15 protein-coding genes are annotated in these 19,678 nt (G+C 73.9%); 6 read left to right on the forward strand and 9 right to left on the reverse strand.

Annotation, left to right across the window (positions count from 1 at the left end; all coding sequences use genetic code 11):
- The first annotated feature begins 30 nt into the window (after window positions 1–30).
- Both K2F47_RS00165 and K2F47_RS00170 read left to right on the forward strand, forming a co-directional pair.
- Window positions 31–2,070, forward strand: a complete 2,040-nt coding sequence (locus tag K2F47_RS00165) for an MFS transporter (RefSeq protein WP_242900589.1) — start codon at window positions 31–33, stop codon at window positions 2,068–2,070.
- Window positions 2,071–2,155: 85 nt separating this feature from the next.
- Window positions 2,156–3,289: an acetyl-CoA C-acetyltransferase gene (locus K2F47_RS00170; RefSeq protein WP_242900590.1), complete on the forward strand. Its 1,134-nt coding sequence runs from the start codon at window positions 2,156–2,158 to the stop codon at window positions 3,287–3,289.
- A 380-nt stretch (window positions 3,290–3,669) separates the two neighbouring features.
- Here K2F47_RS00170 and K2F47_RS00175 read toward each other — a convergent pair whose 3' ends face one another.
- The 3 genes from K2F47_RS00175 to K2F47_RS00185 form a co-directional block, all read right to left on the reverse strand.
- Window positions 3,670–4,485, reverse strand: coding sequence for a class I SAM-dependent methyltransferase (locus K2F47_RS00175; RefSeq protein WP_242900591.1), 816 nt, complete (start codon window positions 4,483–4,485; stop codon window positions 3,670–3,672).
- A 106-nt stretch (window positions 4,486–4,591) separates the two neighbouring features.
- Window positions 4,592–5,428: a lipoate--protein ligase family protein gene (locus tag K2F47_RS00180; protein WP_242900592.1), complete on the reverse strand. Its 837-nt coding sequence runs from the start codon at window positions 5,426–5,428 to the stop codon at window positions 4,592–4,594.
- A 200-nt stretch (window positions 5,429–5,628) separates the two neighbouring features.
- Complete coding sequence (locus tag K2F47_RS00185) at window positions 5,629–7,761, reverse strand: acyl-CoA dehydrogenase family protein (protein ID WP_242900593.1); 2,133 nt, start codon at window positions 7,759–7,761, stop codon at window positions 5,629–5,631.
- Between the two features lie 181 nt (window positions 7,762–7,942).
- Here K2F47_RS00185 and K2F47_RS00190 point away from each other — a divergent pair, with 181 nt between their 5' ends.
- Window positions 7,943–8,698 carry an IclR family transcriptional regulator gene (locus K2F47_RS00190; RefSeq protein WP_272496388.1) on the forward strand — a complete coding sequence of 252 codons (756 nt, stop codon included), beginning with the start codon at window positions 7,943–7,945 and terminating at the stop codon, window positions 8,696–8,698.
- A 206-nt stretch (window positions 8,699–8,904) separates the two neighbouring features.
- Here K2F47_RS00190 and K2F47_RS40325 read toward each other — a convergent pair whose 3' ends face one another.
- The gene (locus K2F47_RS40325) at window positions 8,905–11,901 is read right to left on the reverse strand and encodes a helix-turn-helix transcriptional regulator (RefSeq protein WP_308198346.1); all 2,997 of its coding nucleotides are present in this window, start codon (window positions 11,899–11,901) and stop codon (window positions 8,905–8,907) included.
- Between the two features lie 42 nt (window positions 11,902–11,943).
- On the reverse strand, window positions 11,944–13,398 hold the full coding sequence (locus K2F47_RS00205) for an MFS transporter (RefSeq protein WP_242900595.1): 1,455 nt from the start codon (window positions 13,396–13,398) through the stop codon (window positions 11,944–11,946).
- A gap of 113 nt (window positions 13,399–13,511) precedes the next feature.
- On the opposite strand from K2F47_RS00205, the gene K2F47_RS00210 reads away from it, so the two are divergent.
- Entirely contained in the window at window positions 13,512–14,231 is a 720-nt protein-coding gene (locus K2F47_RS00210) for a TetR/AcrR family transcriptional regulator C-terminal domain-containing protein (protein ID WP_242900596.1), read from the forward strand.
- On the opposite strand, the gene K2F47_RS00215 is transcribed toward K2F47_RS00210, so the two are convergent.
- Window positions 14,207–15,628, reverse strand: coding sequence for an alpha/beta hydrolase (locus tag K2F47_RS00215; RefSeq protein ID WP_242900597.1), 1,422 nt, complete (start codon window positions 15,626–15,628; stop codon window positions 14,207–14,209). The genes K2F47_RS00210 and K2F47_RS00215 overlap by 25 nt on opposite strands.
- Before the next feature lie 80 nt (window positions 15,629–15,708).
- Here K2F47_RS00215 and K2F47_RS00220 point away from each other — a divergent pair, with 80 nt between their 5' ends.
- Window positions 15,709–16,320, forward strand: coding sequence for a winged helix-turn-helix domain-containing protein (locus tag K2F47_RS00220; RefSeq protein ID WP_242900598.1), 612 nt, complete (start codon window positions 15,709–15,711; stop codon window positions 16,318–16,320).
- Here K2F47_RS00220 and K2F47_RS00225 read toward each other — a convergent pair.
- From K2F47_RS00225 to K2F47_RS00235, 3 genes are read right to left on the reverse strand one after another with little or no spacing between them, the layout of a single operon-like run.
- On the reverse strand, window positions 16,293–17,369 hold the full coding sequence (locus K2F47_RS00225) for an ABC-2 membrane transporter-related protein (RefSeq protein ID WP_242900599.1): 1,077 nt from the start codon (window positions 17,367–17,369) through the stop codon (window positions 16,293–16,295). The two genes, K2F47_RS00220 and K2F47_RS00225, sit on opposite strands and share 28 nt — an antisense overlap.
- The gene (locus tag K2F47_RS00230; RefSeq protein WP_242900600.1) at window positions 17,366–18,250 is read right to left on the reverse strand and encodes an ABC transporter ATP-binding protein; all 885 of its coding nucleotides are present in this window, start codon (window positions 18,248–18,250) and stop codon (window positions 17,366–17,368) included. The genes K2F47_RS00225 and K2F47_RS00230 overlap by 4 nt, the downstream gene beginning before the upstream one ends.
- Window positions 18,247–18,651 carry a GntR family transcriptional regulator gene (locus tag K2F47_RS00235; RefSeq protein ID WP_242900601.1) on the reverse strand — a complete coding sequence of 135 codons (405 nt, stop codon included), beginning with the start codon at window positions 18,649–18,651 and terminating at the stop codon, window positions 18,247–18,249. The genes K2F47_RS00230 and K2F47_RS00235 overlap by 4 nt, the downstream gene beginning before the upstream one ends.
- 97 nt (window positions 18,652–18,748) lie before the next feature.
- Here K2F47_RS00235 and deoC point away from each other — a divergent pair, with 97 nt between their 5' ends.
- The gene (gene deoC / locus K2F47_RS00240) at window positions 18,749–19,678 is read left to right on the forward strand and encodes a deoxyribose-phosphate aldolase (RefSeq protein ID WP_242900602.1); all 930 of its coding nucleotides are present in this window, start codon (window positions 18,749–18,751) and stop codon (window positions 19,676–19,678) included.

Consider the following 19,678-nt stretch of genomic DNA (forward strand, 5'->3'; position numbering starts at 1 on the left):
GGGGTGTCCCCGCGGCGGAGGAGGTCGCTCATGACGGCGGGGACCGTGGCACGGGACGAGCGGGAGATGCCGCACGGCCGGGACCTGTTCGTCGTGCTCGGCGCGCTCATGCTGGCGCTGCTGCTCGCCGCGCTGGACCAGACGATCGTCTCGACCGCGCTGCCCACGATCGTCAGCGATCTCGGCGGCCTCAACCACCTGTCCTGGGTCGTCACCGCGTACCTGCTGGCCTCGACGGCGTCCACGCCGCTGTGGGGCAAGCTCGGCGACCAGTACGGGCGCAAGCGGCTGTTCCAGACGTCCATCGTGATCTTCCTGGCCGGGTCGGCGCTGTGCGGGCTCGCGCAGGACATGACGGAGCTGATCGGGTTCCGGGCGCTCCAGGGCCTCGGCGGCGGCGGGCTGATGGTGCTCGTCGTCGCGATCGTCGGGGACGTGGTGCCGCCCCGCGAGCGGGGCCGCTACCAGGGGATGTTCGGCGCCGTATTCGGCGTCGCGAGCGTGTGCGGGCCGCTGCTCGGCGGCTGGTTCGTCGACAACCTGTCCTGGCGCTGGGTGTTCTACATCAACCTGCCGATCGGCGTCGTCGCGCTGCTGGCGATCGCGGCGGTGCTGCACGCGGGCGGGGAGCGGCAGCGGCACCGCATCGACTACCTCGGCACGCTGCTGATCGTCGGCTGGTCGGTCGGGCTGGTGCTGATGACGACCTGGGGCGGCACCCGCTACGGCTGGACGTCCGCGCCGATCATCGCGCTCGGCGCCGCGTCGGTCGTGCTGATCGGGGTGTGGCTGCTGGTCGAGCGGCGCGCGGCCGAGCCGGTGATGCCGCCGCGGCTGCTCGGCGAGCCGGTGTTCGCGCTGGGGTCGGCGATCAGCTTCGCGGTGGGGTTCGCGATGTTCGGCGCGCTGACGTTCCTGCCGATCTTCCTCCAGGTCGTGCACGGGGTGTCGCCGACGCTGTCGGGCGTCCACCTGCTGCCGATGATGCTCGGCATGCTGTGCGCCTCGATCGGGTCCGGGCAGCTGATCAGCAAGTTCGGCCGCTACAAGGCGTTCCCGGTCGCGGGGACGCCGATCATCGCCCTGGCGCTCTACCTGCTCTCCCGGCTGGACGAGGACTCCTCGACGCTGTCGATGAGCCTGCGGTTCGCGCTGCTCGGGTTCGGGCTCGGGCTGGTGCTCCAGGTGCTCGTGATCGCCGTCCAGAACGCGGTGTCGTACGAGGACCTCGGGTCCGCGACGTCGGGGGTGACGTTCTTCCGGCAGATCGGCGGCTCGTTCGGCGTCGCGGTGTTCGGGTCGGTGTTCAGCAACCGGCTGGCGGGCCACATCGAGGACCTCGCGAAGGACCGGATGCTCCCGCCGGGCTTCGACCCCGCCGCCGTCCAGGGGAATCCCAAGCTGCTGGACCGCTACCCCGCCCAGGTGAAGGACGGCGTGCTGCACGCCTACGCGCAGTCCATCGACACGGTGTTCTTGTGGGCCGTGCCGGTCGCGGCTGCCGCGTTCGTCCTGACCCTGTTCCTGCGCGAGGTGCCGCTGCGGGCGACGTCGCAGACCCGCGACTACGGCGAGGGGTTCGGGGCGGCGCCGACCGTCCGCACGTCCCGGCACGAGATCGAGCGCGCGCTGAGCGAGCTGATGCGCGGCGACGCGCGGGCGCTGGAGCTCTACAACCGGCTCGGGACGCTGTCGGGCGTGGACCTGCCTGCCGGGAGCATGTGGGCGCTGTGCCGCATCGCCAAGGACGGCACGGTCGCCGGGCCCGACCTCGCCGAGCGCGCCGGGGTGACGGTCGAGCACGGCCGCCCCTACGTCGACCGGATCGTGGCGGACGGCTACGTCGAGCGGCGCGACGGCGTCCTCGCGATCACCCCGGCGGGGCAGGCCGTCGCCGAGCGCCTGTTCGCCGCGCGCCGCGACGGGCTGGCCCGGCTGCTGGACGGCTGGTCGCCCGAGGAGCACCCAGAGCTCGCCGACGTACTGACCGAGCTCTCGCGGGCGTGCCTCGGCGACGACGCCGACGGCCGCGAGATCCACGCCGGTCCGACCGCCGCGCCGCCGACCTGAGGCGACCGGCGCGAGGTAACCTCGTAGCGACTGACCGAATCTCACTCGGTTTCGGGGACGAACCCGATCCCGCTTTGGAGGCGCAGTGGCCGAGGCGTACATCGTCGGCGCGGTCCGGACCCCCGTCGGCACGAGGAAGGGCGCGCTGAAGGACGTCCACCCGGCCGACCTCGGGGCCCACGTGCTCAAGGAGCTCGTCGACCGCACCGGCGCCGACCCGTCCGCGGTCGAGGACGTGATCATGGGCTGTGTCATGCAGGTCGGCCCGCAGACCCTCGACATCGCGCGGACGGCGTGGCTGTCGGCGGGCCTGCCCGAGAGCGTGCCCGGCGTCACCATCGACCGGCAGTGCGGGTCCTCGCAGCAGGCGATCCACTTCGCCGCGCAGGGCGTGCTGTCGGGCACGCAGGACCTCGTCGTCGCGGCCGGCGTCGAGCAGATGGCGAAGGTGCCGATGGGCGCGAGCATCGTCCAGGGGCTCGACTTCCCCTACGGCGAGGGCTGGGCCGAGCGCTACGGCATGCAGGAGATCTCGCAGTTCCGCGGCGCCGAGATGATGGCCGAGAAGTGGGGCCTCGGCCGTGCGGACCTGGAGGAGTTCGCGCTGGAGAGCCACCGGCGCGCCAGCCGGGCCATCGAGGCGGGCTACTTCGACCGGGAGATCGCGCCGATCGCGGGGCTGACCAAGGACGAGGGAGCCCGTCCCGACACCAGCCTGGAGAAGATGGCGGCGCTGGGGCCGCTGCGCGAGGGCGGCGCGATCACCGCGGCGGTGGCCTCGCAGATCTCGATCGGCGCGTCCGCGCTGATGATCGCCTCCGAGGACGCGGTGCGGCGGCACAACCTGACGCCCCGGGCGCGCGTGCACACGCTCGCGGTGTGCGGGTCCGACCCCGTCTACATGCTGACCGGCCCGATCCCGGCGACCGAGCGGGCCCTCGACCGCGCCGGGCTGAAGATCGGCGACATCGACGTGTTCGAGGTCAACGAGGCGTTCGCGCCCGTCCCGCTCGCGTGGGCCGCCGACACCGGCGCCCCGCTCGCGCGGACCAACCCCAACGGCGGCGCGATCGCGCTCGGCCACCCGCTCGGCGCGACCGGCGGCGTGCTGATGACCAAGCTGCTCCACGAGCTGGAGCGCACCGGCGGCCGCTACGGCCTCCAGACGATGTGCGAGGGCGGCGGCCAGGCGAACGCGACGATCATCGAAAGGCTGTAGAGGACGGGGGAGCGGCCGGGCCCTGGTCCGGGCCCGGCGGCGAGGACCTCCCCTCCCGGGTCCTCGCCACCGGACCGTCGGACCACACGGGAACTTCAGTGGCTGGCCTTCCAGGTCGCGGTCCGCGGAAGCAGACGGTGCTTCTCCGCCGGGAGAGGCGTCCCGCGACCCGTCCGACCACGGACCAGTCTCCTGCCCGGACGGCCCTCGCGCATCGGGACCCAACCTGAATCGGTATACCTAGAACGTCCATCGGATGGTTTCTGTCCCGGAACGTTGCGTTTTGGTCCCCAGGTCGTTGTTCCGGCAAGGCAAAAGGGCGGACCACCCGAAGCGGTCCGCCCTGTGCGTGAGGCCTGTGCGTGAGGCCGGCGCGGGAGCTAGCGCGGGACGCGCGCCACGCAGAAGACCGTCTGCCCGAACGGCGGGCGGACGAGCCGCTCGATGCCGCGCGTCAGCGGCACGACGGTCCGGTCGTAGATCTTGACGAGCCGCGGGTCGGGGTAGCCCGCGCCGCCGCGGCGGACCGCGAACCACCAGGCGATGCCGCCGAGGAAGTTGATCGGCTTGAGCACCTCGGGGACGAGGCCGGCGGCGCGGACCGTGGCCTCCAGCGTCTGCGGGGTGTAGCGGGTCACGTGCCCGACCTTGCGGTCGAAGTCGCCGTAGAGCTGCATGTAGCCGGGGACCCAGATGACGATCCGGCCGCCGGGCAGCGTGACGGCCGCGAGGTCGCGCAGCGCCTGGGCGTCGTCCTTGATGTGCTCCAGGACGTTCATCATCACGACCGTGTCGACCTTCTGGCGGATCTTCACGTCCGCCGGGAGCTCCAGGTCGATGACCTCGACGTCGTCGTCGCCGTCGTAGCGCTTGCGCAGCTCGCCGACGCAGTAGGGGTCGTTGTCGCTGACGACCAGGTAGTCGAGCCGTCCCGCGAACTGCTCGGAGAAGTGGCCGAGACCCGACCCGATCTCCAGCAGGGAGCGTCCGACGTGCGGCGCGACCGTCTCGTACTCGTACTTGCGGTAGTTGCGGGCCTCGTCCCCGCCGAGGTGGTTCTCCAGTGCACCCTCCCCCGCGGCGGGCTGGACGACGTCGTCGCCGCGTGCGCGCGTGGAGGTCCCGGGCTTCGGCTTGCTGCCGAGGAGGTTGAGGAGGGTAGCTGCGATGGACTTGTTCTGAGCTGGTGGCTGCATTACTTCCCGCTCGCTTGGCTGCGTTGGGTGTTTCGCTTCTTGTATCGCCGGATCGAGGGACCAGATCCCCGCGGCTGGTCCGATCTCGGGCGCAAGGTCGGCCACTCTACCAATCCGTACGGGCTGCCGACGCCGAGTGTTCGTCCTCGTCCGCCACCGGCGACCGGGGTGCGCTCGCGCCGTCCCGCACCGCGCCGGTGAGATGCCAGGCGAGGTCACCGTAGCGCACCGCATGGAGATGGTCACGGACCGAACTCTCCAGCGCGTCAGGGCGCCGCGTCCGCGCGACCCCGAACGCGCCGACGACCGCGCCGAGCACCGCCGCGCGGACGGCGTCCACGGTCACCGCCGGGCCGAGATCGGCCAGGGTCAGCCGCCCGCCCGCGTCCCCCGGCGGGCCGGGCCGGACCTGGACGGCGACATGGGCCAGGCAGGCGGTCCTGGTGAGCAGCCGCGCCGCCTGGACGACGCGTCCCGCCCGGAGCGGGCCGCCCGGCACGCCGAGGCCCTCGACGGCCGCGCACACCAGGTCCTCCAGCGGGACGCGCCGCCCCGGCCGCTGCACGAGCGTGAACGCGAGCGTCCCCGGGCCGAAGCACACCGCGCCGCCGCCGGTGGCGCGCCGCACCACCTCGACGCCGTCGCGGGCGCACGCGGCGAGGTCGACGGCCCGCGCGACGTCCTGGAACCGCCCGACCATGACGCTGGGGGAGCACTGCCACACCCGCAGGACGGGCGGCCCGCCGAACGAGGAGTGGGCGGCCGGCCGGGACCGGCCCGAGACGAACCGTCCGGCGACCGGGCGGCCGGACGGGGAGCGCCGGACGAGCGTCCGCGGCCCGTGCCGGACGGCGGAGCGGTACGCGGCGGCGCGGGCGAGGGCCTCGTCGAGGGCGAGGTTGCGTGCGGGATCGCGCGTGTCGTCGAGGATGACGCTGAGCATCGCGCCGCCGCTCCTTCCCCTGAGACCCGGCACCGCCTGAATCCGGGCACCGCCCGAATCCGGGCACCGCCTGACACCCGGAAAGCGCAGCGCACCGCCCGATCCGGGAACGGGCGGTGCGCTGGGCTCGGCCACCGGAGGAAAGCTATCCCCTTTGCGCGCGGATTGCATGCGGATAGTTTCCAATTGGCGACGAGGAGTTACTGAATTGTGCGGTGAACGTCCTCCACGGTGCTCGGGCCCGGGTCGGACGGCGCGATCCACGGCCCCGGAATGGACGGGTCGAGAACGCCCTCCTCCACCCACGCGAAGTCCCCGGCGAGGACGGCGCGCGCCAGCTTCACGTCCATCGTGTCGGTGTTGCGCCACAGCCCGTCGAACAGCTCCTCGACGCGGATGCGCGACTGGCGGCAGAACGCGTCCGCGAGCAGCGTCGCCGACGGCCCCGGCGTGCGCCCGGACGCGGTGCCGCCGAGCGGCCCGTCGGCGGAGGTGTCGGCCCGCGCGCGGACGCACACGGCGCTCATCGCGTACAGCTCGGCGCCGATGTCGACCATCCGGCCGAGGAAGCCCTGCCGGTACTCCAGGCCGCCCTGCCAGCGTCCCGCCGCGTAGAAGATCGACCTCGCGAGCTTGCGGGACGCGCGCTCGACGTAGCGCAGGTGCCGGGCCAGCGGGCCGAACCCGCCGTAGGCATTCGGGCGCTGCCCGGCGCCGGTGACGAGCGTCGGCAGCCAGCGCGCGTAGAACCCGCCCGCGCGGGCCGCGGCCCGCGCCTTCCGCCCGGCGGACGCGCCCGGGTCGATGATGTCGCCCGCCACCGACAGGTGCGCGTCCACCGCCTCGCGGGCGATCAGCAGGTGCATGATCTCGCTGGAGCCCTCGAAGATCCGGTTGATCCGCAGGTCGCGCAGCACCTGCTCGGCGGGCACGCCCCGCTCGCCCCGGGCGGCGAGGGACTCGGCGGTCTCGTAGCCGCGCCCGCCGCGCAGCTGCACCAGCTCGTCGGCGACCCGGCAGGCCATCTCCGAGGACCACAGCTTCGCCAGCGCCGCCTCGATCCGGATGTCGGCGCGCCCGTCGTCGGCGAGCAGCGCGGACAGGTCGAGCACGGCCTCCAGCGCGTACGCGGTCGCCGCGATGAACGCGACCTTCCGCGACACCGCCTCGTGCTCGCCGACCGGACGCCCCCACTGGACGCGCTCGCTCGACCACTCCCGCGCGATCCGCGCGGCCCACTTGGCCGCCGCCGCGCAGCCCGCGGGCAGCGACAGCCGTCCGGTGTTGAGCGTGGTGAGCGCGATCCGCAGCCCGGCGCCCTCCGCGCCGATCAGGTTCTCCGCCGGGACGCGGACGTCGTGGAACCGCGTGACGCCGTTCTCGATCCCGCGCAGCCCCATGAACGCGTTGCGGTGCTCGACCGTGATCCCCTCGGAGGCCATGTCGACGATGAACGCGGAGATGCCGCCCGGGTGCCCGCTGGACTTCGGGACCCGCGCCATCACGACGACGAGGTCGGCGACGACGCCGTTGGTCGTCCACAGCTTCACGCCGTTGAGCACGTAGGAGCCGTCGCCGTCCGGGACGGCGGTGGCGCGCAGCCGCGCCGGGTCCGAGCCGACGTCGGGCTCGGTGAGCAGGAACGCGCTGATCTGGTTCACGCAGCGCGGCAGCCACGCGTCCTGCTGCTCGTCGGTGCCGAACAGCCGCACCGGCTGCGGGACGCCGATGGACTGGTGCGCCGACAGCAGCGCCCCGAGCGCCGGGCTGACCGAGCCGACGACCATCAGCGCGCGGCCGTAGTGGTACTGCCCGAGCCCGAGCCCGCCGTAGCGCTCGGGGATCTTCATGCCGAGCGCGCCGAGCGCGCGCAGGCCGCGGACCACCTCGTCGGGTATCCGCGACTCCCGCTCGATCCGCGCCGGGTCGATCTCCGTCGCGCAGAACGCGGTGAGCCGCGCGAGGAACTCCTCGCCGCGGCGCCGCGCCTCGTCCGTCGGGCGCGGATGCGGATGGATGAGGTCGAGACGGAAATCGCCCAGGAAGAGCTGCTTTCCGAAACTGGGGAGGTGCCACCGCGTCTCGCGGGCCTCCTCGGCGACCTGCCGCGCGGTCCGCGCGTCCACGTGCCGGGGCGCGTGCTGGTCGGACGCGTGCCCGGGTGAGTGCCGGTCCGGCGCGTGCTGGTGGGGCGCGTGCTGGTGAGGCACGGGCTGGTCGGGCGTGCGCTCGTCCGGCGCCTGCTCGTCCGGCGCCTGTTCGTCCGGCGCCTGCTCGTTCGGCTCGTGTTCGTCTGGGGCGTGTTCTCCGGGGGCGTGGCTCGGCTGGCTCATGCCGGCTCCTTCGCGAAAGCGTCGTCCCTCCGTGTTCCCTTCCACCCGAAGTTACTCCCCGGTCGCGCCAGGTCACGGCCCCGCCGCCGGACGGGCGTGTCTGTGAGATTCTCCGCGTCCGCCTGCCCGGTACCGGCGAACCCCTTGACCCGCCCGCGCCGGAGGGGGTTCGCTGTCCGTGATGGAAGAGACACGCAGACCCACTCTTATCGCCTCTGTTCAGCGTGCTCTGCGTCTCATGGAGGCGGTCGCGTCGCATCCGAGCGGCGCCCCCGCCAAGCAGCTGGCCCGCGAGACCCGCCTCCCCCTCGCCACGACCTACCACCTGCTGCGCACGCTCGCCCACGAGGGCTACGCGACCCGGCTGTCGGACGGCGTGTGGGTGCTCGGCGACCGCGTCCAGTCCCTGCACGGCAGGACCCGGATGCAGCAGCTCCTCACCGCCGTCCGGCCCTCGCTCGCGGGGCTGCGCGACGAGCTGGGCGTCGCCGCCTACTTCGGCATGCACATGGACGGCGAGATCCGGCTGGTCGACATCGCCGACGGCCCGCGCGCCCCGCGCGTCGACCTGTGGGTCGGCTTCGACGACGCCGCGCACGCCACCGCGATCGGCAAGTGCGTGCTGGCCCAGCTCGACGAAGGCCCGCGCCGCGACTACCTCGCCCGGCACCCGCTGGTCGACCTCACCCCGCACACGATCACCGAGCCGCGCCGGCTGCTGCGCGGGCTCACCGGCCCGGCCGGCCTGTCGGTCGACCGCGAGGAGTACGCCCTCGGCACCTCCTGCGCCGCCGTCGCGGTCGCCGACGGGCACGGCATGATCGGCGCGCTCGCGGTCTCCTGCCGCCCGCGCCGGCTCCCGAGGATCGAGTCGTCCGCCCACCACCTCCGCGTGACCGCCGCCAAGATCCAACGCACCCTGACCCTCGCCACCTGACCGTGCGCTGAACAGGAGACCGCGCTGAGGAAGCGCCGCGCAGCGACCTCACCTGACCGTGCGCTGAACAGGAGACCGCGCTGAGGAAGCGCCGCGCAGCGACCTCAGCCGTCACGCGGGCGCGTAGCTGAGCGGTGGGGGCGACGCCGGAGGCGAGCCCCCACCGGGAAGATCGCGAAGCGATTCCGCGCCCGCCAAAGGCGCGGTCAAGGGGGCGAGCCGCCAGGCGAGGCCCCTTGGGCCGGGACTTCTGTCAACACAGCGAACAGTCGCTGCCGGTGGGCGGTGGCGGCGGCCTCGCCGCGGTTGGCGACGCCCAGCTTGCCGAGGATGTTGGAGACGTGGACGCTGGCCGTCTTCACGGAGATGAACAGCGCCTCGGCGATGTCGCGGTTGCTGCGGCCCTCCGACACCAGGCGCAGCACCTCGTACTCGCGGGGCGTCAGGCCGAGGGGGGCGGCGGCGTCGGCGCCCGCGCGGCGCGGGGCGCGGACGCGGCGGCGCAGGTCGTCGATCCGGGCGCTGAGCGGGGCCGCGCCGAGTCCGGCGGCGAGCCCCGCGGCCGTCTGGAGCCGCTCGGCGGCGGCCCCGTGGTCGGCGGCTCTGTGGTCGGCGGCACCGTGGTCGGCGGCCTCGTGGTCGCCGCCCGCCAGCGCGGCCTCGGCGGCGGCCGTCAGCGCCTCGGCCCGGTGGTAGGGGTTGCCGAGCTCCTGCCACGCGGCGGCGGCCGCGTCCCACGCGGCCAGGTCGAGGACGCCGCGCCCGCGGGCCGCCTCGGCCTCGAACGTGAGGCGCATGGCGCGCAGCAGGGGACCGCCGGCGTGCAGCGTGGCGGTGCGTTCGACGAACGCCTCCAGGGCGGCGGACGCGGCGCCGCCGAGCTCGGCGCAGGCCCGCGCGCCGAGGCTGAGCACCGGCCACGCGTAGCGGGCGTCGTCGGGCAGCCCGGCCTGGTCGACGACCTGGCGCGCCACGTCGATCACGGCGTCGTACCGGCCCTCGGCGAGCGCCACGCGCGCCTCCAGCCGGAGCGTGGCGAAGTAGTCCTGCGTCTTCAGCCACTTCATCTTGAGGTTCATGACCTCGCGGGCGCCCGCGAGGCGGCTGCGCGCGGTGTCGAGGTCGCCGCGCGCGAGCGCGACCTCCCCGTGCAGGACGAGCAGCGAGGTCCGGATCGTGATGGCCGGGTCCTGCTCGATCGCGTGCCCGAGGACGGCGAGCGCCTCGTCCCAGCGGCCGAGCGAGACCAGCGGCTCGGCCTGGTTGATGCACAGGAACGTGCCCTGGGTGCGGCTGACCCCGTACTCGCGGGCCTGCTCCTTGCCGCGCCTGGCGACGGCCTCGGCCTCCTCGTGCCGGCCCGCGCCCTCCAGGTAGTGCGACTTGATCACCGCGTAGCGCAGCGCGACCCGGTGGTTGCCGCTGCGCAGCGCCGCCTCCTCGACCTCGGCGATCTGGATCGGGTCGTTGCTGTAGTCGATGTCGGCGCAGAACAGCGTCATGAGCGCCTCGGCCTCGACGACCGGGTCGTTCATCTCGCGGGCGATCGCGAGGGACTCCTCGGCCGCCGCGCGGGCCTGGCCGATGTCGGTGGTGAGCCGGACGTAGGTCGCGAGCGTGGACAGCACCCGGGCGCGCAGCGCGGTCGGCGGCGCGCCCTCCAGCGCGGTCACGGCGGTGCGCAGGTCCTCGACGAAGCCGGGGCGCGCGAGCTGGTAGCGCATGCGGGCGCGCAGCTCCAGCATGGACGCGGCGCGGACGCCGATGCCCTCGCCCTCCTCGATCTCGCGGAGCGCGGCGGTGGCGAGCTTGACGCCGCGGTCGTACTCGCCGGCCTGGTCGGCGGCGGAGGTGGCGTCCTCCAGGACCTTGACGTGATCGGCGCCGATCCGCGTCGCCGCGTCGGGGACGCGGTCCCACAGTTCGAGGACGCGCGAGAGCATCGTGAGGCACTCGGCGTAGGCGAGGGCCTTGCGGGCGTCGGCGGCGGCGCGCCAGGAGGCGACCAGCGCCCAGGTGGCGTCGTGCGCGGCGAGCCAGTGGTGGCTCAGCTCGACCCAGAGCCGCCCGGACGGGACGAGCCCCGGGTCGTTCTCCAGCGCCTGCGCGTACCGGGTGTGCAGCCGCGTGTACTCGCCGGGCAGCAGGTCGTCGTGGACGGCCTCGCGGATCAGGGCGTGCCGGAAGGCGTAGCCGTCGCCGTCGACGACGAGCACGTTCGCGGCCACGGCGGGGCGCAGCACGCGGGTCAGCGCCGTGTCGTCGAGCCCGGACACGGCGGCCAGCAGCGCGTGCTCGATGCGGGTGCCGCCGCCGCTGGCGTCGCGCAGGACGTCCTGCGTCTCCTCGGGGAGCCGCTGGACGCCCGCGAGCAGCAGGTCGCGCAGGGACTCGGGCAGCTCGCAGGCGAGCGTCCCGTCGTCGTCCAGCAGCGCCTCGACGAACAGCGGGTTGCCCTCGCTGCGCGCCGCGATCCGCTCGACGAGGCCGGGCGTGGGCGCCTGCCCGAGGGCGGCGGTGACGAGGGCGGCGACGTCGGTGCGGGAGAGCCGGGCGAGGTCGAGGCGGCGGACGCGGTCGGTGCGCTCCAGCGCGCCGAGCAGCGGCCGGAGCGGATGCGTGCGGTGCAGCTCGTCGGTGCGGTAGGTCACCACGATCAGCAACGGCACCGCGCCCATGTTGCGGACGAGGAAGGCGAGCAGGTCGCGGGTGGAGCGGTCGGCCCAGTGCGCGTCCTCGATCACGAGGACGACCGGGCCGCGCTCGGCCAGCCGCTCCAGCAGGACGAGGACGACCTCGAACAGCCGGGCCCGCTCCTCGCCGGAGGCGGCGTCGCTCTCGGGCTCGCCGAACTCGGGCAGCAGCCGGGCGAGGCCGCCGGTGTCGCCGCGCGGGACGAGCCCGGCGACGCCGTCGATGCCGATGTCGCGGACCAGGCCGCGCAGGACGGTGGTGAAGGGCGCGAAGGGCAGGCCGTCGGAGCCGAGCTCCAGGCAGCCGCCGACCAGCAGCCGGGCCCGGGGCCCGCCGGTGCCGGGGGGCTCGTTCAGCCGCGCGGCGAACTCGCGGATCAGCCGGGTCTTGCCCAGGCCGGCCTCGCCGCCGAGCAGGACGGCGCCCGGGGCGGCGGCGAGGGCGCCCTCCAGCTCGGCCAGCTCGGCCGACCTGCCGACCAGCGCCGGACCCATCGCACGTACGTTCACGTCACAAGCATGCCAAACGGATCCGACATTCCCACCCGGGTTTCACTCCGTGAGACGTTCCCGGCGTCGCCACGGGACCACCAGCGCCGTGGTCAGGCACGCGGCGACCAGGAGAATCCCGAAACCGGCGGTCAGCGCCGTGGTGTAGCCGTGCACGGTGGCGGCCTTAGGCGTGTGTCCGGCTGAGGCCAGGTACGACGCGGTCGCGGTGGCCGCGATCGTGTTGAGCAGGGCGGTGCCGAGCGCGGCGCCGAGCTGCTGGGAGGCGTTGTAGGCGGCCGACGCGGCGCCGATGTCGTGCCATTGCATGCCCGCCGTGGCGAGGCTCGCGGTGGGCGGCATGACGCAGCCGAGCCCGAGCCCGGTGAGCACCAGCGCCGGGACCAGGTACGCCGGCAGGACGTGGCCGCTGTGCTCGGTCAGCCGGGTCAGGATCAGCATCCCGGCCGCGGCGGCGACCAGGCCCGGCACGATCAGCAGGCCGGGGGCGACGCGGCCGAGCAGCCGTCCGGCGATGAGCGTCGAGCCGGCCAGCGCGGCCGCGGCGTTGATGATCAGCGCGAGGCCCGCCTGGACCGGCGAGTACCCGAGGACGCCCTGCGTGTAGTAGCTCATGAACAGGTAGAACCCGAACATCGCCAGGAACATCAGCGTGATCGACACGAACGCCGCCGCGCGGGCGCGGTGCAGCAGGATCCGCATCGGCAGCAGCGGGTGGGACGCGCGGACCTCGACGGCCGCGAACGCCGCCAGCAGCGCGGCACCGCAGCCCAGCAGCGTGACGACCTTCGCCGAGCCCCAGCCGTGCGGCTCGGCCTCGTTGAAGGCGTAGACCACCGCCGCGAAGCCGGCGGCACTGAGGAGGGCGCCGGGGACGTCCAGCCGTCCTTCGCGGATCGGCCGGTCGCGGGGCACGAACACGGTCCCGAGGACGGCCAGCAGCGCCATCGGGACGTTGATGAACAGGCACCACCGCCAGTCGGCGTACTCGGTCAGCAGCCCGCCCGCGATCAGCCCGACCGCCGACCCGGCCGCGCCGACGGCGGCGAACACGCCGAACGCCCGGCCGCGCTCGCCCGGCTCGGTGAACGTCGTCGTCAGCAGCGACAGCCCGGCGGGCGCGAGCGCGGCGGCGAACACCCCCTGCGCCGCGCGGGCGCCGAACAGCAGGCCCGGCCCGGTGGCGGCCCCGCCGAGCGCGGACGCGGCGGCGAAGCCGATCAGGCCCGCGACGAACGTCCGCCGGTGGCCGAGCGCGCCGCTGACCCTGCCGCCGATCAGCAGCAGCCCGCCGAAGGCCAGCGCGTAGGCGGTGACGGCCCACTGCCGGCTCGCGTCGGACATGCCGAGCGACTCCTGCGCCGAGGGCAGGGCGATGTTCACGATCGTCCCGTCCAGGACGACGAGGAGCTGGGCCGCGCTCACCGCCGCCAGCGTCCACCATCGCCGTCCGGTCACGGGCTCCGCCGTGCCGGTGCCGACCGTCTCGGTCTCCACGACCATCTCCTCGTCTAACGTTGTTTGATATCACCTAACGCTGTTAGGGACACCGAACACGGTACTACACTCGGCGTGCCGGTCCGGGCCGTCCGAAAGGGAGAAAGAGCGCGATGAGCGAGCCGAAGGACGAGGTGCGGAGCGTCTGGCTGCGCCCGCGCCGCACGCGGAAGGGCGAGCCGCCGCTGACGCTCGCCCGCATCGTCGAGGCGGCCGTCGCGCTGCTGGACGAGGAGGGCATCGACCGGCTCACCATGCGCCGCCTCGCCGAGCGGCTCGCGGTCGTCGCGCCCTCGCTGTACTGGCACGTCGACACCAAGGACGACGTGGTCGACCTGGCTGTGGACGCGGTCTTCGGTGAGGTGCCGCCCGGAGCGGCACCCGGGACGGCGCCCGGCGGAGGCTGGCGGGAGGACGTCGTGTCCGTGCTGACCGCCTGGCGGGCCGCGCTGCTGCGGCACCCGTGGGCCGCCGCCGTCCCGGCACGGCAGCGGCCCACGATCGGCCCCAACTTCCTCGCCTGGATGGAGATCCTCCAGGCGACGCTGGTCCGCGCCGGGTTCGCCGGGAAGGGGCTGTCGGCGGCGACCTGGGCGCTCTACAACCACGTGATGGGCTCCGCGTCGTCCGAGACGACCCTGCGGATCACCGACGCGGAGCGCGAGCTCGGCCAGCGGCAGCTCCGCGCCGACGGCCGGTACCCGACGCTCGCCGCCAACGGCTACCTCTACGACGACGACTGGGACGGCAGCTTCAGCACCGGCCTCGACTACCTCCTGGACGGCCTCCAGGCCCAGCTGGTCGACGCTCAGGGGAGCAGCAGCCCCCAGTAGAGCGCCCACGGCAGGAAGACGGCCCCGGCGCCGAGCAGCAGCCCGAGCCGCACCCGCTCACCGCGCGCGACGGCGCCCGCCCGTCGCCACGCCACGGCCGTGGCGACGCCTCCCGCGACGGCGGCCAGCGCCAGGCCCTGGAGCGCGAGCCAGGGGAGCGGCCTGCCCGCGAGGACGGGCCCCGGGTCCGGTGCCCGTCCGGCGGCCATCAGGTAGAAGAGGTACACGAGCAGGCCCAGCGCGGACGCGAGCCCCGCCCCGGCGAGCAGCCGCGCGCCCCGGCTCACGGGACGCGCCTTCCGTCCGCGCAGCCGCCGCACCAGCGCCACGGCCGGATACGCGGTGAACGCCACGAGGAACAGCGAGAACGCTGCGAGCTGCATCCAGCCCGACTCCCACCACGCCGAGGGGTGCTGCTCGACGCTGCGGTACTGCTGCTTGGGCGGCGCGGGAGCATCCGCGTTGGGGAGGTGTCCGCTCGTCACGTCCTTGACCCACGAGCCGACGAGGTCAGCGTAGCCGGGGGCGAGCGCCTCGCCGTGGATGCCGCCGCCGTCGGGGCTCTCGTGGGCCGAGTGGTCGGCGCCCTGGAAGAAGCGGAACGTGTAGTGGGGGTTGCCGCCCTCCCGCAGCGCCCGCGCGAACAGCGGCGGGTTGTCGCCGGGCGGGGTCTGCCGGTCGCCGGTGCCCCAGATCCCGAGCAGCGGCTGCCGGACCCGCCGCAGGACGCCCCGCGCGTCGAAGTACGCCTCCGCGAACAGGCCCGCCTCGGCGCCGAGCCGCGCGAAGTTCCGCTTGCCGCGCTCAACCAGCGATCCCGAGACGCCCACCCGGCGCAGCGAGGACGCCTCGTTCCACAGCTGCTGGCGGATCGGCGGCATCGCGTTGCCGCCCACCACGATCACGAAGGCCGCGTCCGCCGACCGGGACGCGGCGAGCGGCGCGACCCAGCCGCCCTCGCTCAGCCCCCACAGCCCCACCTTCGCCGGATCGACACCGGGACGGGACCGCAGCGCGCGGACGGCGCCCAGCGCGTCGTCCGCGAGCTCGGAGTAGGACCGCCGGAAGTCGGAGTACCCGACGCTCCGCTTGTCGTAGATCAGGACGGCGAGCCCCCGCCGCGCGAACTCCGTCGCCTCGGTCAGCAGGTGATCGCGCGGCACGCCCGCCCCGGAGCCGGTGACGAGCACGACCCCCGGACGCGGCGCACCGCGCGTCCCGCCCCGTGTCAGGACGGTGCCGTGCAACGTCAACCCGCCGTATCCCGTGAAGCTCACGTCGGCGGCGGTGAGCCCCGCCGGCGCGGGCAGGCCCCTGTCGGCCCGCGCCGGCGGCCCCCCGAGCACCCCCAGCACCACCAGCAACGCGAGCGCGATCGCTCCTTGAAATGCCTTCATGACCCCCGAAGCTATATTGCAGAGAAGTGTCTGCAAAGAGTTCTCTGCAAAGATGGCTCTGCGGTACTAGGCTGCTCCCCATGAAGGACGAGCCGGAGGGGCAGGCCACGAGGGACGAGCCCGACATCCTCGACCCCGGGCGGATCAAGGCGCTGAGCCATCCGCTGCGCCGCCGGATGCTGCACCGGCTGCGCGCGGAGGGCCCCGCGACGTCCACCACGATCGGCGAGGCGCTCGGCGCGAACACCGGCACGGCCAGCTACCACCTGCGGCAGCTGGAGAAGCACGGCTTCATCGAGGAGATCCCCGAGCGGTCCGCCGGCCGGGAGCGCTGGTGGCGGGCGAGCCCGGGCGCGCGCGACGTCCGGCTGCCCGCGCCGGAGACGCTGGCGCCGGAGGACCGCCCCGTCCTCGCCGAGCTGATGCGCGCCCGGCACGCCGAGGACCTGGAGCTGTTCGCCCGGCTGCCGGACGCCTTCGAGCGCGACGCGGCGTGGGCGCGGCTCTCGCGGGGCCACGCCCACATGACCGAGGAGGGGCTGAGGGAGTTCTTCGAGGCCTACATCCGCCTGCTGCACGAGCACGCGCTGAGCGCTGAGGACGCGCCCCCCGAGGCGCGTCCCGTGCACATCCGCCTCTTCACCGTCCCGGCCGAGGAGCCGGATCAGGAGAGGCGGCGCCGCACCCAGTAGAAGCAGAACCCCGTGAGACCCGCGCTGAGGAGGGCGAACAGGCCGGTCTCCGCCCACTGGAGCGTCCAGAACCGGTTCGCGGGGTGGTAGGTCACGTGCTGCCGGTAGCCGAGCCGGGCGATCTCGGCGTAGCACTTCTCGGCCGGGCCGCGGCCGGACTCGTCGGCGACGCGCTTCCCGTCGGGGCGCTCCCCGCCGGTCTCGGCCGCCCTCGGCGGCGGGGGCGCGCAGGCGCCCGAGGCGAGGCTGACGGGCAGACTCTTCACCTTCCGCCCGGACGGGTCGACCGTGTAGTCGGACAGCACCCAGGCGCCCGGGTCGTCCACCCGGGCCGACACGGTCAGGGACGTGTCGCTCAGCGAGATCCCCCGCATGTTCTCGGAGGTGATCGTGACCGTCCGCTCCTCCGGCGTCATCAGGTGCGGCCTGACCATGTTCGGGACGGCGAACTGGAGCCCGGCGAAGACGGCGAGGGTGATCGCCATCGCGGGCAGCGTCCGGCGGACCAGGACCCCGGCGGTGACGCCGAGCACGAACGCGAACGCCGCGTAGCCGATCGGGGCGATGCCGCGCGCGTCGAACATCAGCGGCGCGAGCCGAGGGAACCGGTCGGTGGCGGCCTTGTCCAGCGGGTCCGACCACCAGGTCGCCGCGGCCACCGCGAGCCCGGCGGCGGCCATCGACGCCAGCCCGACGACGCCGAGCTTGACGGCCAGCCAGCGGGTCCGGGAGACGCTCTGGTTCCAGGCGAGCCGGTGCGTGCCCGCCTCGATCTCCCGGGTGATGAGCGGCGCCCCCCAGAAGGCCCCGACGAGCGCGGGCAGGCCGACCACGACGGCGACCAGGGTGGTGAACCAGGTCTGGTGCTCGTTGAAGAAATCGAGCCTGAAGCGCTCGCAGCCGTCACCGCCGCCGCAGGCCCGGATGCCGTTGGTGTAGTCGTCGGCCAGGTCCACATGGGTGAACGCCAGGAGTGCGGCGACGGCGGCGAGCGCGCCGAGCGCCACCAGGGCCTGGAGCCGGAACTGCCGCAGCGTGAGCCAGATCATCGGAGCGCCTCCAGGGCCGGGCGGTCCGCGGCCTTCGGGGTCATGTAGGCGAGCACGAGGTCTTCCAGGCCGACCTCGCCGACCGTCCAGGCGGGGTCGTGGATCGGGCCGTCCGCCCGCACGACGAACGTGCTCTGCCGGTCGGTGTGGCTGGCCGAGACGACGTGCTGGTCGGACGGGAGCCGCGCCTCGTCGCGGCGCGGGCCGGTGAGCCGGTGGTGGGCGGCGAGCAGCTCGTCGACGTCGCCCGCCACCCGGACGCGGGAGTCCACGACCACGACCAGGTAGTCGCAGACGCGTTCCAGGTCCGACATCAGGTGCGAGGACAGCACGACGCTGATCGAGTGCTCCGCGACCGCCTCCATCAGCGAGGCGAGGAACTCGCGCCGGGCGAGCGGGTCGAGGGCGGCGACCGGCTCGTCCAGGATCAGCAGCTCGGGACGTTTGGCGATGCCGAGCGTGAGCGCGAGCTGCGCCCGCTGGCCGCCCGACAGCCTTCCGGCCCGCCGCGCGGGGTCGAGGCCGAGGCGCTCGATCCGGTCGCGGGCGAGCGCCGCGTCCCAGCCCGGGTTGAGGCGGGCGCCGAGCTTCAGGTGGTCGGCGACGCTCAGGCCCGCGTAGGTGGGCGTGTCCTGCGCGACGAAGCCGACCTTGGCGAGCTGCGCGGGCCCGCTCGCGGGACGTCCGCCGAGCACCTCGATCGTGCCCGCCGACGGCGCGAGCTGCCCGACCGCCATGTTCAGCAGCGTCGTCTTGCCGGCGCCGTTCGGGCCGACGAGGCCGACGACGCGTCCGGCGGGGATGTCGAGGTCGCAGTCGCGCAGCGCCCAGCGCCGCCCGTACCTCCTGCCGAGGCCCTCGGCCCTCAGGACGGCGGTCATGCTATGTCCTCCTGAGCGGCGGCCCGAAAGGTCGTCATGAACAGCGCCTCGATGCTCTCGTCGTCCAGCCCGGCGAGCCGCGCCTTGGCGAGCCAGCGGCGCAGGTCCTGCCGCAGCGGCCCGTGCGCGGCGAGCGATGCGCCCGCCAGCGTCCGCGTCACGAACGTCCCGACCCCCGGACGCGCCGCGACGAGCCCCTCGTGCTCCAGCTCCCGGTACGCCTTCAGCACCGTGTTGGGGTTGATCGCGAGCTGCGCCACCACGTCCTTGACGGTCGGGAGCTGGTCGCCCTCGCGCAGCAGGTCCAGCTTCAGCGCGTGCCGGACCTGCCGGACGAGCTGCATGTACGGGGAGACCCCCGAGCCGGCGTCCAGATGGAACTCGATCACCAGCACCTCCATTTAATTAGGATGCTAGTACTTTAGATCTCTAGAGTGATCGCGTGTCAAGCGAAACGGCGACTTTGTGCCGGTGGCGGACTTCGGCGATGCTGGGGAGGTGTCAACGGAGACTCTGAACGGCGCGGCCGAGCTGCGCGCGTTCCTGCGCGGCCTGCCCGGCGTCGACGAGGTCGGCGCGGCGGAGCGGGCCGCCCGGCTCGCGACGCGGTCGATCAAGACCTCGGCGAAGGCGGAAGCGATCGATCTGGCCATTTCGATGGTCGACCTGACCACGCTGGAGGGCGCCGACACGGCGGGGAAGGTCAGGGCGCTGTGTGCTAAGGCCGCTCACCCCGACCCGGCGGACGCCTCGGTGCCGCGCGTCGCGGCCGTGTGCGTCTATCCCGACATGGTGGACGTCGCGGTCCGCGCCCTCGACGGCACGGGCATCGGCGTCGCGAGCGTGGCGACGGCGTTCCCGTCCGGCCGGGCGCCGCTCGCGGCCAAGCTCGCCGACACCCGCGCGGCGGTCGAGGCGGGCGCCGCCGAGATCGACATGGTCATCGACCGGGGCGCGTTCCTGTCGGGCGACCTCGGCAAGGTCTTCGACGAGATCGCCGCGGTCAAGGACGCCTGCGGCGCCGCGCACCTGAAGGTGATCCTGGAGACCGGCGAGCTGGCGACGCTCGACAACGTCCGCCGCGCGTCCTGGCTGGCGATGCGCGCGGGCGCCGACTTCATCAAGACCTCGACCGGCAAGGTCGCCCCCGCGGCCACGCTCCCGGTCACGCTCGTCATGCTGGAGGCCGTCCGCGACCACCGTGCCGCGACCGGCCGCCAGGTCGGCGTGAAACCGGCGGGCGGCATCAGGACGACCAAGGACGCCATCAAGTACCTGGTGCTGGTCAACGAAACCGCCGGGCCCGACTGGCTCTCGCCGGACTGGTTCCGGCTCGGCGCCTCCAGCGTCCTCAACGACCTGCTGATGCAGCGCCGCAAGCTCGCCACCGGCGCCTACCCCGGCCCCGACTACTTCACGCTGGACTGA

Origin of the sequence: Actinomadura terrae (assembly GCF_022751215.1) — a bacterium.
Classification (GTDB): Bacteria; Actinomycetota; Actinomycetes; order Streptosporangiales; family Streptosporangiaceae; genus Spirillospora; species Spirillospora terrae.

What these genes read in the sequence shown, in the direction of transcription:
- K2F47_RS00185 (WP_242900593.1), bottom strand. Translation starts at nt 7,761, where the DNA reads ATGAGCCAGCCGAGCCACGCCCCCGGAGAACACGCCCCAGACGAACAC.
- K2F47_RS00190 (WP_272496388.1), top strand. Translation starts at nt 7,943, where the DNA reads ATGGAAGAGACACGCAGACCCACTCTTATCGCCTCTGTTCAGCGTGCT.
- K2F47_RS00215 (WP_242900597.1), bottom strand. Translation starts at nt 15,628, where the DNA reads ATGAAGGCATTTCAAGGAGCGATCGCGCTCGCGTTGCTGGTGGTGCTG.
- K2F47_RS00230 (WP_242900600.1), bottom strand. Translation starts at nt 18,250, where the DNA reads ATGACCGCCGTCCTGAGGGCCGAGGGCCTCGGCAGGAGGTACGGGCGG.
- K2F47_RS00210 (WP_242900596.1), top strand. Translation starts at nt 13,512, where the DNA reads ATGAGCGAGCCGAAGGACGAGGTGCGGAGCGTCTGGCTGCGCCCGCGC.
- K2F47_RS00235 (WP_242900601.1), bottom strand. Translation starts at nt 18,651, where the DNA reads ATGGAGGTGCTGGTGATCGAGTTCCATCTGGACGCCGGCTCGGGGGTC.
- K2F47_RS00225 (WP_242900599.1), bottom strand. Translation starts at nt 17,369, where the DNA reads ATGATCTGGCTCACGCTGCGGCAGTTCCGGCTCCAGGCCCTGGTGGCG.
- K2F47_RS00175 (WP_242900591.1), bottom strand. Translation starts at nt 4,485, where the DNA reads ATGCAGCCACCAGCTCAGAACAAGTCCATCGCAGCTACCCTCCTCAAC.
- K2F47_RS00180 (WP_242900592.1), bottom strand. Translation starts at nt 5,428, where the DNA reads ATGCTCAGCGTCATCCTCGACGACACGCGCGATCCCGCACGCAACCTC.
- K2F47_RS00165 (WP_242900589.1), top strand. Translation starts at nt 31, where the DNA reads ATGACGGCGGGGACCGTGGCACGGGACGAGCGGGAGATGCCGCACGGC.
- K2F47_RS00220 (WP_242900598.1), top strand. Translation starts at nt 15,709, where the DNA reads ATGAAGGACGAGCCGGAGGGGCAGGCCACGAGGGACGAGCCCGACATC.